This window comes from Vreelandella sp. GE22, assembly GCF_968212445.1.
On the sequence record NZ_OZ309110.1, the window covers coordinates 1 to 14,733 of the forward strand.

The window sequence follows — 14,733 nt, forward strand, 5'->3', positions numbered from 1 at the left end:
GTGTCACTCGCGCTTTGGCAGCAGTGCCTGGATTATCTGCAGGACGAACTAAGCTCCCAGCAGTTCAATACATGGATTCGCCCCTTGCAGGCCGAAGAAGGGGGCGCCAACGAGTTGTGTCTGTTGGCGCCTAACCGCTTCGTGCGTGACTGGGTGAGCGATAAGTACGCCAAACGCATTAGCGAGCTGATCCGCGAGCTCGCCCCGGCCAAGCCGCCTAAAGTGAGTTTGACCGTCGGCAGCCGTCGCGCCGCTGCGGCCCCCCAGCCCCGGGATCTGGGTAACCCGGTCTCCGCCGCTCCTGAGCGCCCTTCCGCACCGGCGGTACATACGCCACCGCGCGGCGATATCGCCGACGAACGCGAAATCGAAACGCTGCGTGAAGAGCCTCAAAACAAGCGCAGCAGCGAGCGCCAGGTGCAGGTAGAGGGCAGCCTCAAACACGGCAGCGGACTCAACCCCAATTTCACCTTCGACAAGTTCGTCGAGGGTAAGTCGAACCAGCTGGCCCGGGCGGCCTCACGCCAGGTCTCGGAAAACCCCGGCGGTGCTTATAACCCGCTGTTTTTGTACGGTGGTGTGGGCCTGGGTAAAACTCACTTGATGCACGCGGTGGGTAACGCCCTGGCCGGGCGGCGCGAAAACGCTCGCGTGGTGTATCTGCACTCCGAGCGCTTCGTGGCCGATATGGTCAAGGCGCTACAGCTCAACGCCATCAACGATTTCAAGCGCTTCTATCGCAGCGTCGATGCGCTGTTGATCGATGACATCCAGTTTTTTGCCGGTAAGGAGCGCTCCCAAGAGGAGTTTTTCCACACCTTCAATGCTTTGCTGGAGGGCGGCCAGCAAATGATTTTGACCTCGGACCGCTACCCCAAAGAGATCAACGGGGTCGAAGAGCGTTTGAAGTCACGCTTTGGCTGGGGGCTAACCGTTGCCATCGAGCCGCCGGAGCTCGAAACTCGAGTTGCCATCCTGATGAAAAAGGCCGATCAAGCCAGCGTCGATTTGCCGCATGACGCCGCCTTTTTCATCGCGCAAAAAATTCGCTCCAACGTGCGCGAGCTCGAAGGCGCGCTCAAGAAAGTCATCGCCGACTCGCACTTCATGGGCAAGCCCATCACCCAGGACTTCATTCGCGAATCGCTGAAGGATCTGCTCGCGCTGCAGGACAAGCAGGTTGGCGTGGACAACATTCAACGCACGGTGGCGGAGTACTACAAGATCAAGGTGGCGGATCTGCTCTCCAAGCGGCGCTCGCGCTCGGTGGCCAGGCCCCGGCAAGTGGCGATGGCGCTGGCCAAGGAGCTGACCAACCACAGCCTGCCGGAAATAGGCGACGCCTTTGGCGGGCGCGATCACACGACGGTGCTGCACGCTTGTCGTAAGGTAAAGACCCTGCAGGAAGAGAGTGCGGATATCCGCGAGGATTACAAAAACCTCATGCGCCTGCTCACCAGTTAAGGCTTTGTAAAAATCCACTTAAAAAGCCAGATGCGGCTGACGACCATTTAACCTGGAGTAGTGATGAAGTTTTCAATTTCCCGAGAGGCGTTACTACGTCCCCTGACGCTGGTTGCGGGCGTGGTCGAGCGCCGCCAAACGCTGCCGGTGCTCTCCAACGTGCTGATCCAGGTCGAAGGGGACCAGGTCGCGCTGACCGGTACCGACCTCGAGGTCGAGCTGGTCGGCCGCACGGTGGCAAGTCAGGTGGACCAGGAAGGCGGCGCGACCGTCCCCGCACGCAAGCTGATGGATATCTGCAAATCTCTGCCGGATCAGTCCGAAATTCAGTTAGCGGTGGAGGAGGGGCGCGCGGTACTGCGCAGCGGCCGCTCGCGTTTTACGCTCTCGACGCTTCCCGTGGCCGAGTTCCCCAATATCGAAGATGGCGAAGGCAGCCAGGAGCTCAGCGTACCGCGTGGCACGCTCAAGCACTTGATCGAATCGACGTCCTTCGCCATGGCCCAGCAGGACGTACGCTACTACCTGAACGGCATGCTACTGGATATTCAGAGCCAACTGCTGCGCGCCGTCGCAACCGACGGGCACCGCCTGGCCATGTGCTCGCGGGAAACCGACGTCAACATCGAGCAAGGTCAGAAAATGATCGTGCCCAGAAAAGGTATCCTGGAGCTTTCGCGGCTGCTCGACGACAGCGACGAGCCGGTCAGCCTCACCCTGGGCGCCACGCATCTGCGTGCCCACACCGGTGATTTTACCTTTACCTCGAAGCTGATCGACGGCAAGTTCCCGGACTACGAGCGAGTGGTGCCGAAAAACGGCGACAAGGTGTTGATTGCCGAGCGCGCCGAACTCAAACAGGTCCTCTCGCGTACCGCGATTCTTTCCAACGAGAAGTACCGTGGGGTGCGCCTTTACCTGGAAGAGGGCAACCTCAAGGTCATGGCCAATAACCCGGAACAGGAAGAGGCCGAGGAAAACGTGGCCATCGAGTACACCGGACCCGCCATGGAGGTCGGCTTCAACGTCGGCTATCTGGTCGACGTGCTTTCAGTACTCGACGAAGAGCGCGTGCAGATGACCCTGGCCGACCCCAACAGCAGCGCCCTGTTGGAAGAGCCCGGCGGCGGCGACGCGCTGTACGTGGTCATGCCCATGCGGCTTTGATTGTTCCTGAACGAGTGAAGCCTCGCTTTAGTTCACGATGCGGCGCCTTTGAAGAAGGCGCCGCTTTTCCATGACCCCCGGCAGTAAAGGCGAACCCCGTTAATGAGCCTGACCCAGCTCAACTTGCAAGGCATTCGTAATCTTGCGCCAGTGGATATGGCGCCGTCGCCGCACGTCAACCTGATTTACGGGCAGAATGGCAGCGGTAAGACGAGCCTTTTGGAAGGTATTCATATTCTGGGTATGGGGCGTTCGTTTCGCACCCACCAGCTCAAGCACGCCATTCAGTTCGAGGCCGCCGCCATGACGCTCTACGGGCGTTTGGCCGGTGACCCGGAGGTAGCCCTTGGGGTGCGCCGCTTGCGGGCCGAGCGCGAGCTTGAGCTGCGCCTGCGCGGGCAAAAGGACGTGCGCCTGGCAGAGCTGGTCGACGCCATGCCACTGCAGCTCATTAACCCGGATGCGTTTCGTCTACTCGAAGGATCCCCCGCCGGACGGCGTGAATTCATGGATTGGGGCGTGTTTCACGTGAAACACGACTTTTTGACCGCATGGAAGCGTGCCCGGCGCGCGGTGAAACATCGGAATGCACTGCTAAGGCGTGGTAGAATAACCGATGCTGAAATCGCCGTGTGGGAGCAGGAGCTTTGTGAGTCCGGCGAAAGGATGGACGCGCTGAGGCAAACCTGGTTTAACGCTTTTCTACCGGTATTCGAAGAGACGCTAAAACGGCTGCTGCCGACCAAGGGGCTGTCACTGCGCTACGCCCGTGGGTGGGATGCCAAGCGCTCTTTGGCCGAGGTATTGAAGGCCAGCCGCGAGACCGATCAGCAAATGGGATTTACCCAGCAGGGCCCGCAGCGCGCGGACCTGCGTATAAGACTTAATAAACAGCCCGCTATCGAGGTGCTTTCCAGAGGCCAGCAGAAGCTGGTGGTCAGTGCGCTAAAACTGGCCCAGGGGCGGCTTCTGGAAAGCAGCGCCAAACGGCAATGTATTTATCTGATAGATGATTTACCGGCAGAGCTCGACCATCAGCACCGCAGACTTTTTTGCGAACTCTTGGAAGAGATGGAGTGCCAGGTATTTATTACCAGCGTCGACCCACAAGCGCTAAGCGAGCTTTGGCAGCCGGCGACCCACATCAAGATGTTTCACGTGAAACATGACGATAACGGGATCGGCCGACTGGCCTCAGCCGGGTAGATGACACGGAACGAGACAGACTTCACGACGGAGTGGTCAATGAGCGAGCAGGCTTACGATTCATCAAGCATCAAGGTGCTCAAAGGGCTTGATGCGGTACGCAAGCGCCCCGGTATGTACATCGGTGATACCGACGACGGCACCGGGCTGCATCACATGGTCTTCGAGCTGGTGGATAACTCCATCGATGAAGCTCTGGCGGGCCACTGTAGCGAGATTCGCGTGGTAATTCACCCGGACGAGTCCATCACCGTTAGCGATAACGGACGAGGCGTTCCTACCGAGCTTCATGAAGAAGAGGGCGTATCGGCGGCGGAAGTCATCATGACCGTGCTCCACGCCGGTGGCAAGTTCGACGACAACTCCTACAAAGTGTCCGGCGGACTGCACGGTGTCGGTGTATCGGTGGTCAACGCGCTCTCGGAAGAGCTCAAACTGACCATTTGGCGTCAGGGTGAAGTATTCGAGCAGCTCTACAGGCATGGCGTGCCCCAGGCACCGCTGGGCGTTGTAGGTAAAACCGAGAAAAGCGGCACCCGTGTTCACTTTCGCCCCTCGACCGATACCTTCGCCAATATCGAGTTTCATTACGACATTCTTGCCAAGCGCTTACGTGAACTATCGTTTCTAAACTCTGGCGTTGCCATTCGTTTAATGGATGAGCGCAGCGGGAAGGAAGAGCTGTTTCACTACGAAGGCGGTTTAAAAGCCTTTGTCGATCATCTTAATCAGAACAAGTCAACGCTGAACCCAGTGTTCCACTTCAACGCGATCCGTGATGATGGTGTCGAGGTGGAAGTAGCGATGCAGTGGAGCGATACCTTCACGGAAAGCATTTACTGCTATACCAATAATATTCCCCAGCGCGACGGTGGTACGCACCTTGCCGGCTTCCGTGCGGCGCTGACGCGGACCTTGAACCACTATATTGAAACCGAAGGCCTGCTGAAAAAAGCCAAGGTCAGCACGGCCGGTGACGATGCGCGGGAAGGCCTGACGGCGATTATTTCGGTGAAGGTGCCGGATCCCAAATTCTCCTCGCAGACCAAGGATAAGCTGGTCTCATCCGAGGTGAAAACCGCCGTCGAGCAGGAGATGGGCCGTTTGCTGGGCGAGTATTTAGTTGAAAAGCCAAACGAGGCGAAGGCTATCGTCAACAAGATGCTCGATGCTGCCCGGGCCCGGGAAGCGGCGCGCAAAGCGCGTGATATGACCCGCCGTAAAGGGGCGCTTGATATCGCGGGTCTACCCGGCAAGCTCGCCGACTGTCAGGAGAAAGATCCCAGCCAGTCCGAGCTTTACCTGGTGGAGGGTGACTCTGCCGGCGGTAGCGCCAAGCAGGGCCGTGACCGTCGCACCCAGGCCATTTTGCCGCTCAAGGGTAAAATCCTCAACGTCGAGAAAGCGCGCTTTGACAAGATGCTCTCCTCGGCGGAAGTCGGTACGCTGATCACCGCGCTTGGCTGTGGTATTGGCCGCGAAGAGTTCAACCCGGACAAACTTCGCTATCACTCGATCATCATCATGACCGATGCCGACGTCGACGGTTCGCACATCCGCACGCTGCTGTTGACGTTCTTCTTCCGCCAGATGCCCGAGCTTATCGAGCGCGGCCACGTGTTTATTGCCCAGCCGCCGCTTTACAAGATCAAGCGCGGCAAGCAAGAGCTCTACCTGAAAGACGAGCAGGCGATGATCGACTACCTGACCACCACGGCGCTCGACGGTGCAGGGCTTCACGTCAATGCGGATGCGCCGGCGATTACTGGTTCTCAGCTCGAAGCACTGGTGAATCAGTACCGCAATGTGATGAAGCGTATCGATCGCCTGGGCCGAGTATTTCCGATCGAGGTGCTGCGTCAGGCGGTTTACGCAAGCGCCTTGCAAGGCGAAACCAGCCTGAAGGATCGGGTCACCATGGAGAACTGGATTGCCGAGCTGCAAACCGCCATGGACGAACGGGTGGCCTACGAAGGGGGGCCGCGCTACCATTTCGCGCTCAAGGAAGACAGCGAACGTGGCCTGCTACTGCCCACGGTGTCGCTCATCGCCCACGGTGTCACCACCGAGTACGTATGGGGTCTCGACTTCTTCGAGAGCGCCGATTACCGCGCCATGTCGGCGCTTGGCGAGACACTGAACAATCTGCTGGAAGAGGGCGCCTTTATCGCCCGCGGTGAGCGCAAGAAGCCCGTTGTAGACTTCTCCGAGGTGCTGGTGTGGCTGATGAACGAAGGCCAACGAGGGCTCTCGGTACAGCGCTACAAGGGCCTGGGCGAGATGAACCCGGACCAGCTATGGGAAACCACCATGGACCCGGATAGCCGCCGCATGCTGCGCGTGACCATCGAAGACGCCGTGGCCGCGGATTTGATGTTCAATACGCTGATGGGCGACGAAGTCGAGCCTCGCCGTGATTTCATCGAAACCAACGCGCTGGTCGCTAACCTCGATATCTAGTGCTTTGTTTCACGTGAAACATGACCAAAAAAACGCCGCGCTAAGCGCGGCGTTTTTTTATGTTTTGAACCTGCGATTCTGCGGCTTCCAACCTCTTGTACGCCTTAAGCGGCGAGTAGCCACCGGGTAAACGCCGCCAGGTCATCGAATACCAGGGCGTTCTCCAGCCCCTCACCCTTCTCAAGCGTTCGCGCTCCCTTGCCGGTTTTTACGAGTACCGGCTGGCTGCCTACTGCAACACCGGCTTGAAGATCGCGCAAGCTATCGCCCACCATCCAGCTGCCTTTTAGGCTTTCAAGATTCAGTGCGTGCTGGATTTGTTGCAAAAGGCCGGGCAGCGGCTTGCGGCAGGTGCAATCGTCGGCCGGTTCGTGGGGGCAGTAAGCAATATGGGCGATAGTGCCGCCTACGTTTTCCACTAGGTGGGTGAGCTTGTCGTGCATGGCCGCAAGCGTCGCCTCACTAAAATAGCCCCGGGCCAGGCCGGACTGGTTCGTCGCCACTGCTACGGTGAAGCCTGCGCGGGTAAGCTCGCCGATCGCGGCAATCGAGGCGGGGTAGGGGACCCACTCATCGAGGGATTTAACGTAGTGATCCGAGTCGTGATTGATCACGCCGTCGCGATCGAGGATCACCAGTTTACTTGCTGATGCGGGCAGGTTAGGGCTCATGAGAGGTGCTCGTGCAAGGCCGTAAGCGAGCGCAACGTTACATCGATTTTACGCCCGTCGCCGCCCAGGTGTTTGAAGGGAATTTTACGCAGGCGCAGAAGCGCAGGCAGCATTGCATTGAACTGGCTGACGACGTCCTCGCGCTCGCTTTCGAGCCCGGCAATGAACGCCGGCGTCAATCGTTCGCGCGCAAGCGGTGACTTATGCAGTTTGCCGTAAAGCGAGAAAATCAGGCAGTACCAGTCGCGGACCATGCAGTTGACCCGCGTATGTACCTGGCCCGGGTCGGTTTCAAAATCGATGAAGACCACCTTGCCTTGCGTGATGAGAATGTTGCGCGCGAAGGCCTCGCTTAGGTAGGCGTCATGGCGATGCAGATCGACCAATGAATCGATGCCGAGTGTAAGTAGCGTATCGACCTCGGCTTGTGTCGAGGCGCGCTTGAGCGCATCGAGCAGCGTGGTGGCGGGGGCCTGCGGGGTTCCGGCATCGGCGAGAAGCAGCGCGTTGTCATCCGCGGCCAGCACGGTGGGAACGTTGAAGCCCGCTGCGTCCAGCGCTTGTAGCCTGGCCACTTCGGTTTGAATACTCTGCTCACCGCCCAGGTTGGGGACGGGCTTGAGCGCTTCGACCCTGGTGAGCCTGGCTAAAAGACTGAGCGGCGCGTAGGCGAGGCGTGAATTGCGTTTCGCCGCCCGCTTTAACCATACCTTTTCGCCATCGACCGTGTGCGCGGCCATGGACGCCTGCTGCTCCGGGTAGGTCTGCTTTAAAAACGTTTCGTACATCGGGGTCTCTTTTTCGAGCGTGGGGGCGGCGCCTTCAGCGGCTCGCTAGCTCTATTAACCTAGCAAAATACGCTGAGTGTTTCACGTGAAACAGCGTGTTTCGCAAGTCGGTATTGCGCTAACAAGCATCATAAAAAAGGGGACCGAGGGTCCCCTTGAATACGAGCGCCAGTATTTTACTGAGGCAGAAGCGAGATATCCGCCACCTCGAGGAACAGCGCCTGAAGGCTTGCCAAAAGCGCCAAACGGTTTTGGCGGATCGCCGGGTCATCGGCCATGACCATCACCTCATCGAAGAAGGTATCGACCGGCGCCCTGAGCGTTGCCAATTTATCCAGCGCTTGTTGGTAGTCGCCGGCGGCAAACAGCGGCGCGACCTGGGTCTGGCTTTGGGAAACGGCGTCAAATAGCGCGCGCTCGGCGTCTTCCTGCAACAGTGTCTCTTCCACGGCGATGCTGCCGTCGAAGTCTTGTTTGCTGAGAATGTTGGAGACGCGCTTGTTGGCGGCGGCCAGCGCCTGGGCTTCTTCGCGCTGGGTAAACGCCTTCACCGCGTGCAAGCGGCGAGCAAAATCCAGCGGCTTGGTCACCGGGCGGGCGCGTACGGCCAGGTACATCTCCGCGGTAATGCCTTCCTCCTGACCCCAGGCACGGAAGCGGTCCAGCATGTAGGTCAGAACGTCGTTGACCAGTTCCGCCGAGGCGAGCTCGCGGTGCTGTTCGGCGGCCACGTTCAAAAGCTCGCCCAGGTCCAGGTCGAGCTCACCTTTGACCAGGATGTTGAGCACGCCGATGGAGGCACGGCGCAGGGCGAAGGGGTCCTTGGCGCCGGTGGGGCGCTGACCGATGGCGAAGATACCCACTAGTGTGTCGAGGCGGTCGGCCAGTGCCAGCGCCTTACCCGCTTGGCTTTGCGGTATATCGTCCGCAGCGAAGCGCGGCAGGTACTGCTCCTCCAGCGCCTGGGCGACCTCGGCGGGCTCACCGTCCTGCTCGGCGTAGTAGCGGCCCATGATGCCCTGAAGCTCGGGGAACTCGAGCACCATTTCGGTCACCAGGTCGCACTTGGCCAATGCTACGGCGCGCTGGGCATGGCCGGTATCGCCGCCGATCTGCTGGGCAATGAACGTGGCGATCGCGGTGCTGCGGCGCACCTTGTCAGCAAGCGTACCGAGCTGCTGCTGGAACACCACGTGCTCGAGCTGGGGAATGCGCGAGGCCAGGCTCTGTTTGCGGTCGGTATCATAGAAGAACACCGCGTCCGCCAGGCGCGGGCGAATCACCTTCTCGTTACCCGCGATCACCTGCTGCGGGTCCTGGCTTTCGATATTGGACACCGTGATGAACAGCGGCTTCAACGCGCCGTCGTCGCTCAGCAGGTGGAAGTACTTCTGGTTCGCCTTCATCGACGAGATCAGACACTCGCCGGGTACTTTCAAAAAGCGCTCGTCGAAGGTGCCGGTCAGCGCGACGGGCCACTCGACCAAACCGCTTACTTCTACCAGCAGGTCTTCGTCGATGACGGCGTTTGCATGGTGAACCTCCGCCTCAGCCAGCACCTGCTCGCGGATGCGCTCGCGCCGTTTGGTGCGATCCGCCAGCACATAGGCGTTCTCCAGGGTGGCCAGGTAGTCGTCAGCGTGCGCAAGCTGAAGAGCATCCGGGGCGTGGAAGCGGTGGCCGTAGGTGGTACGGCTCGCCTCCAACCCCAGCGCCTGGGCGGCGATCACGTCACTGCCGTAAAGCGCTAAAAGCCAGTGAACCGGGCGAGAGAACTCGACACGAGAAGCGCCCCAGCGCATGTTCTTGGGCACCGGCAGGGTGGTCAGCGTCTTGCGAAGAAGCGCTGGCAGCAGGTCCTGAACGCTCTCGCCGGGCTGGTGCTCGCGAAAGCCAAGCCAGGTGCCTTTGTCGGTTTCCAGGTGAATCAACTCGTCCACGCTGACCCCGCAGGAGCGCGCGAAGCCTTCGGCGGCCTTGGTGGGCACACCGTCCTTGAAGGCGGCGGCCAATGCCGGGCCGCGCTTTTCGACTTCGCGGTCGGGCTGCTTGTCGGCCAGCGCCTCGACGCGCACAGCCAAACGCCTGGGCGTGGCGTAGGCGATCACTTTCTCGAAGCCGATCTCGGCATCCGTAAGCCCTTTTTCGATTCCCGAGGCGAACGCGTCCGACAACGCATCCAGGGCGCTCGGCGGCAGTTCTTCAGCGCCAAGCTCGAGTAGTAGCGTATCAGCGGCCATTTATGCGTCTCCCTGGTCGTCTAGTAGTTCACGGCGAAGGGCCTCGGAGGCCATCGGGAAGCCTGCTGCCTTGCGCGATTCGAAATAAGCGTGGGCCACGTCGCGGGCCAGCGTGCGCACGCGCAAAATAAAGCGCTGACGCTCGGTGACCGAGATCGCGTGGCGCGCATCCAGCAGGTTGAAAGTGTGCGAGGCCTTGAGCACCTGCTCGTAAGCGGGCAGCGGCAGTGAAGCCGCCAACAGCTTCTGGCACTCCTGCTCCTGGTGGTCGAAGTTGGCGAACAGGTGATCGACGTCGGCGTGCTCGAAGTTATAAGTCGACTGCTCGCGCTCGTTTTGCAGGTAGACATCGCCGTAGGTGACGCGGCTGCCGTCCGGGGCGATGGCCCATACCAGGTCGTACACGCTGTCCACGTCCTGCAGGTACATGGCGATACGCTCGAGACCGTAGGTCAACTCGCCGGTGACCGGGTAACACTCGATACCCCCGGCTTGTTGGAAGTAGGTGAACTGGGTCACTTCCATGCCGTTGAGCCACATTTCCCAGCCAAGCCCCCAGGCGCCGAGGGTAGGGGACTCCCAGTTGTCTTCGACGAAGCGAACGTCGTGGACCAGCGGGTCGAGCCCCAGGCGTTTGAGCGAGCCAAGGTAAAGCTCCTGGAAGTTGCTCGGCGAAGGCTTCATCACCACCTGAAACTGGTAGTAGTGCTGCAGGCGGTTGGGGTTTTCACCATAGCGCCCGTCGGTGGGGCGCCTTGAAGGCTGCACGTAGGCGGCGTTCCAAGTCTCCGGACCAATTGAGCGCAGGAAGGTGGCGGGGTGGAAGGTTCCCGCGCCCACTTCCATATCCAGCGGCTGGAGGATCACACAGCCCTGTTCCGCCCAGTACTGCTGCAGCGCAAGGATCAAGCCTTGAAAGGTCGACACATCCGGTGTCGATTGGTTCGTCGAGACACTCATCGCAAAAAGCACCATTGGCCATGAATTCAGAAGCCGTCAAGTATACAATCCCAAGCAGATGGGTTATAGGCACCAAAGCCAACCAGAGCGCTTTTGAAGGAGATCTTATGATCGTAGTGACCGGCGGGGCCGGATTTATCGGCGCCAATATCGTAAAAGCGCTCAATGCGCGCGGACGCACCGACATTTTAGTGGTCGACGACCTGTCGGACGGCACCAAGTTCGTCAATCTGGTCGACTGCACGCTGTTCGACTACCGCGACAAGGACGACTTCATTGCCGAGGTCAAGGCGTCACTACGCGGCGAGCCCAACGACCTGCCCGCCATCGAGGCGGTTTTCCACGAAGGCGCCTGCTCGGACACCACCGAGTGGGACGGTCAGTACATGATGGAAAACAACTTCGAGTACTCGAAGGTGTTGCTGGAGTATTGCGAGCAGCATGGCGTGGCGCTGTTGTACGCCTCCTCCGCGGCCACCTACGGTGGCAGTGAGGTCTTCAAGGAGGACCCGTCGTTCGAGAAGCCGCTCAACGTGTATGGCTACTCGAAGCTGCTGTTCGATCAGCACGTACGGGCGCGTATGCCGACGCTTTCCACCCAGGTCGTCGGGTTTCGTTACTTCAACGTGTACGGCCCGCGGGAGCAACACAAGGGCAAGATGGCGAGCGTGGCGTTTCATAACCACCGCCAGGTGAGCGCGGGCGAGACGCTCAAGCTCTTTGGCGCCCACGATGGGTTCGAGGCCGGCATGCAGAGCCGCGATTTCGTCTATGTCGGCGACGTGGTCGATGTAAACCTGTGGTTTCTGGATCACCCGAGCGTCTCGGGTATTTTCAACCTGGGCACCGGCCGGGCGGAGCCGTTCAAGGCGATCGGCGAGGCGGTGATCGACTACTACGGCAAGGGCCAGATCGACTACATCGACTTCCCCGAAGAGCTCAAGGGTCGCTACCAGAGCTACACCCGGGCGGATATCGGGCGCCTTCGAGAAGCCGGGTGCGATGTAGAATTCAAGACCGTCGCCCAGGGCGTGAAAGCCTACCTGGAGTGGCTCAATGGCTAACACCGCCAAGCGGCTTTTGGTCGTGGGTCCCTCCTGGGTGGGGGACATGGTGATGGCCCAGAGCCTTTTTATCGAACTCAAGGCGCGCTACCCGGGCGCCACGCTCAGCGTGGTCGCCCCCGGCTGGTCGCAGCCGATTCTTGCGCGTATGCCCCAGGTCGATGAAGTGTTGGCGCTGTCGGCAGGCCACGGCGAGTTTGGTTTGAAAAGCCGTCGCGAACTGGCGGCGCGGCTTCGCGGGCGGTTCGATACGGCCATCGTGCTGCCCCGCTCCTGGAAGGCCGCGCTGGTACCGTTTTTGGCCCGTATCCCCGAGCGAGTGGGCTTTTTGGGGGAGTACCGCTACGGGCTTTTGACCGAGGCGCGTAAGCTCGACAAAACGGTGCTCGACCAGACCGTGAAGCGCTTCGTCTCGCTGGGCTTTCCCCAAGAGCAGACCCTCAACGGCGATTTCGCGATTGCCCCGCCGCGCCTCGACGTGGATTTAGACAACCTGGTGAACCTGCGTTTGAAGCTCGCGCTTTCGTCGCGCCCGGCGGTGGGAATGATGCCGGGCGCGGAGTATGGCCCGGCCAAGCAGTGGCCGCCGGCGTATTTTCACGCCCTGGCCAAGCGCTTGATCGATGACGGGTTCGAGGTGCGCATTTTCGGCGGGCCGAAGGATCATGCGGTGGGCGAAGAAATCAAACGCGATCTTCCCCACGTTTACAACCTGTGCGGGCAGACCGCGCTGGCGGACGCGGTGGATTTGCTCGCCGATTGCCGCCAGGTGGTGACCAACGATTCGGGGCTGATGCACGTAGCTGCCGCGGTGGGCGTGCCGATTCATGCGCTCTACGGCTCGTCGTCGCCGCGCTATACGCCGCCGCTCACCGACAGCGCGACGATCCACTACCTGGGGCTTGAGTGCTCGCCCTGTTTCAAGCGCGTCTGCCCGTTGGGCCACACCAACTGCTTGAACCATTTGACCGAGCAGCAGGTTTATAACGCTCTGCACGCAGCTCACAAAGGCGCGTCCAACGTTATCGTCAGCGGTTGAGGTCCACGTCGCTGGTAACGGCGTCCGGCCTTTCAAGGGCCTGTTCGGACGGCGTCGGTGCGGCGCGGCGTTGCGGGGTCAAGCCCTCCCAGAGCCTGTGTTGAAGCGCGGTCTCTTCGCGCAGGCGTTCGTTGAGTACCTCTAGCCCGTGGGCCTCGGAAAGCGTCGAGCTATCGCCCAATAGCGACACGCCAAGTCCCGCCCGGTGCTCATTTAAAGGCAGGCCCATCGCTTCCAGCAGGGTGGGGAATACGTCGAGCATGGTGGCGTTTCGCCGAATGCGTTGAGGCTCGATGTGATCGCCCAGCATGATCAGGGTATTGTCCCGGTCGAGGGCGGTGAGCTGGTCCCACACCGAGACGCGCATGGTCAAGTGATCGCTCAACACCACGACCAGGGTATTGTCCAAAAGGCCCTCATCGTCCAGGCGCTCGATTAGCTCCCGCGCCTGCCAGGCCGAGCACTCCACCGAGTAGAGAATATCCTGGCCGTCGAACTCGCCCTGGCGGTCGATGCAGGTTTGCGAGGGAAAGCCGTGGGGGGCGTGGCCGGCCAGACTTAGATTGACCACCGCCCAAGGGCCGTCATCCTCGCTGTTCAAACGGCGTATCTCCTGCTCGGTCTGATCGTAAAGCGTATCGTCATAAACACCCCAGCTATTGAGGTACTCCGGGTTATCGAGCTCCTCGACCCACTCCTCCTTGCCTTTGACGGTCTGGAATTGGTGGCCGCGATAAAAAAGCCCTTTGCCGGCAAACTGCGAGCTGGCCCCACCCAGATAACTGAGCCGGTAGCCTTGCCCGGCCAGCACGTCGCCCAAACACTCCACTCCGGGCACTACCTGCTGTAGCGGCTCGAACTGGGTGTCGTGCAAAAGCCCCGCCGGCATCAAGGGCACACCGCACTGGCTTGCGATCATGCCGGCCATGGTCCAGCCGGTGTTCTCCATCTGGCGCACCCCTTCGAAGACCATCCCGCGCTCGCCCAGCGCCTCCAGATCGGCGTAGGCATCGCCAAAGCGTTCGTCGCCGTAGGTACGCTCCAGGCTCTCCAGGTACATCAGCACCAGGTTGGGTGGATCGCTCTGGCTGACCCGCGGCGGCGGCGTGTAGCGCCGGTCGAGCCACTCGCCGTCGTCGGTGACAATGGCCGCGCTGCGCTGGCCCAAACCATAAAGCAGCGGGTTGATCGCGAGGATCGCCAGCGCGAAAAAGCGCTCGGCAAGCCGCCAGCGCTGGTCGTGACGGGCCATCCAGGTCACCGAGGCAAGCACCGCGATCATCGTCAGCGTATAGAGCACGGCGATGACGACCTTGCCGCCGCCGCCGTGGTTGGTGATGCCCGCCTGCAGGTGGAAAAACACCGCCCCCAGGTCCACGTTGCCAAAGCTATCGGCCAGGTAGACGTAAATGCCCAGAAGGCTCAAGGGAACCAGCGACCAAGGCCATACGGCGCGATAGCGTGCCCGCCGGGGCTTGCCCCAGCGAAGTTTGAGCCCCGCGCCGATCCAAAAGGCGGCGATGATGAAAAGCGTCCACCAGGGCAGGCGCGTTACAACCGTCACGGCGTAGCCAAGGCTTAGCCCTAGAACCATAAGCGGCAGCCAAGGGGTGAGTCGATAGGTCCTTATCCACGCCATGCCATATCCCTTTCCATCGTGAATCAAATGAGTAT

At 60.5% G+C, this 14,733-nt stretch carries 11 protein-coding genes; 6 read left to right on the plus strand and 5 right to left on the minus strand.

What is annotated here, in order from left to right; all coding sequences use genetic code 11:
* The 4 genes from dnaA (at position 1) to gyrB (ending at position 6,297) form a co-directional block, all read left to right on the plus strand.
* Positions 1-1,464 (plus strand): chromosomal replication initiator protein DnaA, encoded by a 1,464-nt coding sequence (gene dnaA, locus ACWHRL_RS00005; RefSeq protein WP_447894764.1) that lies wholly within the window; start codon positions 1-3, stop codon positions 1,462-1,464.
* A 63-nt stretch (positions 1,465-1,527) separates the two neighbouring features.
* On the plus strand, positions 1,528-2,631 hold the full coding sequence (gene dnaN, locus ACWHRL_RS00010; RefSeq protein ID WP_447894765.1) for a DNA polymerase III subunit beta: 1,104 nt from the start codon (positions 1,528-1,530) through the stop codon (positions 2,629-2,631).
* A 102-nt stretch (positions 2,632-2,733) separates the two neighbouring features.
* Positions 2,734-3,837, plus strand: coding sequence for a DNA replication/repair protein RecF (gene recF, locus ACWHRL_RS00015; RefSeq protein WP_447894766.1), 1,104 nt, complete (start codon positions 2,734-2,736; stop codon positions 3,835-3,837).
* A 39-nt stretch (positions 3,838-3,876) separates the two neighbouring features.
* Complete coding sequence (gene gyrB / locus ACWHRL_RS00020) at positions 3,877-6,297, plus strand: DNA topoisomerase (ATP-hydrolyzing) subunit B (RefSeq protein ID WP_447894767.1); 2,421 nt, start codon at positions 3,877-3,879, stop codon at positions 6,295-6,297.
* A gap of 104 nt (positions 6,298-6,401) precedes the next feature.
* Here the strand turns inward: gyrB and gmhB are convergent, their stop codons facing one another.
* The 4 genes from gmhB to glyQ all read right to left on the minus strand — a co-directional run bounded on the left by gmhB (position 6,402) and on the right by glyQ (position 10,956).
* A complete protein-coding gene (gene gmhB, locus ACWHRL_RS00025; RefSeq protein WP_447894768.1) occupies positions 6,402-6,968 on the minus strand; it encodes a D-glycero-beta-D-manno-heptose 1,7-bisphosphate 7-phosphatase in 567 nt (188 codons plus the stop codon).
* Entirely contained in the window at positions 6,965-7,756 is a 792-nt protein-coding gene (locus ACWHRL_RS00030; protein WP_447894769.1) for an RIO1 family regulatory kinase/ATPase domain-containing protein, read from the minus strand. The genes gmhB and ACWHRL_RS00030 overlap by 4 nt, the downstream gene beginning before the upstream one ends.
* A 176-nt stretch (positions 7,757-7,932) precedes the next feature.
* The gene (gene glyS / locus ACWHRL_RS00035) at positions 7,933-9,996 is read right to left on the minus strand and encodes a glycine--tRNA ligase subunit beta (RefSeq protein ID WP_447894770.1); all 2,064 of its coding nucleotides are present in this window, start codon (positions 9,994-9,996) and stop codon (positions 7,933-7,935) included.
* The gene (gene glyQ / locus ACWHRL_RS00040) at positions 9,997-10,956 is read right to left on the minus strand and encodes a glycine--tRNA ligase subunit alpha (RefSeq protein ID WP_447527270.1); all 960 of its coding nucleotides are present in this window, start codon (positions 10,954-10,956) and stop codon (positions 9,997-9,999) included.
* A 107-nt stretch (positions 10,957-11,063) separates the two neighbouring features.
* Between glyQ and rfaD the strand changes: the two genes are divergently transcribed.
* Positions 11,064-12,020: an ADP-glyceromanno-heptose 6-epimerase gene (gene rfaD / locus ACWHRL_RS00045; RefSeq protein ID WP_447894771.1), complete on the plus strand. Its 957-nt coding sequence runs from the start codon at positions 11,064-11,066 to the stop codon at positions 12,018-12,020.
* A complete protein-coding gene (gene waaF / locus ACWHRL_RS00050) occupies positions 12,013-13,059 on the plus strand; it encodes a lipopolysaccharide heptosyltransferase II (protein ID WP_447894772.1) in 1,047 nt (348 codons plus the stop codon). The genes rfaD and waaF overlap by 8 nt, the downstream gene beginning before the upstream one ends.
* Here the strand turns inward: waaF and ACWHRL_RS00055 are convergent.
* A complete protein-coding gene (locus ACWHRL_RS00055; protein WP_447894773.1) occupies positions 13,049-14,698 on the minus strand; it encodes a sulfatase-like hydrolase/transferase in 1,650 nt (549 codons plus the stop codon). The two genes, waaF and ACWHRL_RS00055, sit on opposite strands and share 11 nt — an antisense overlap.
* Positions 14,699-14,733 lie beyond the last annotated feature (35 nt).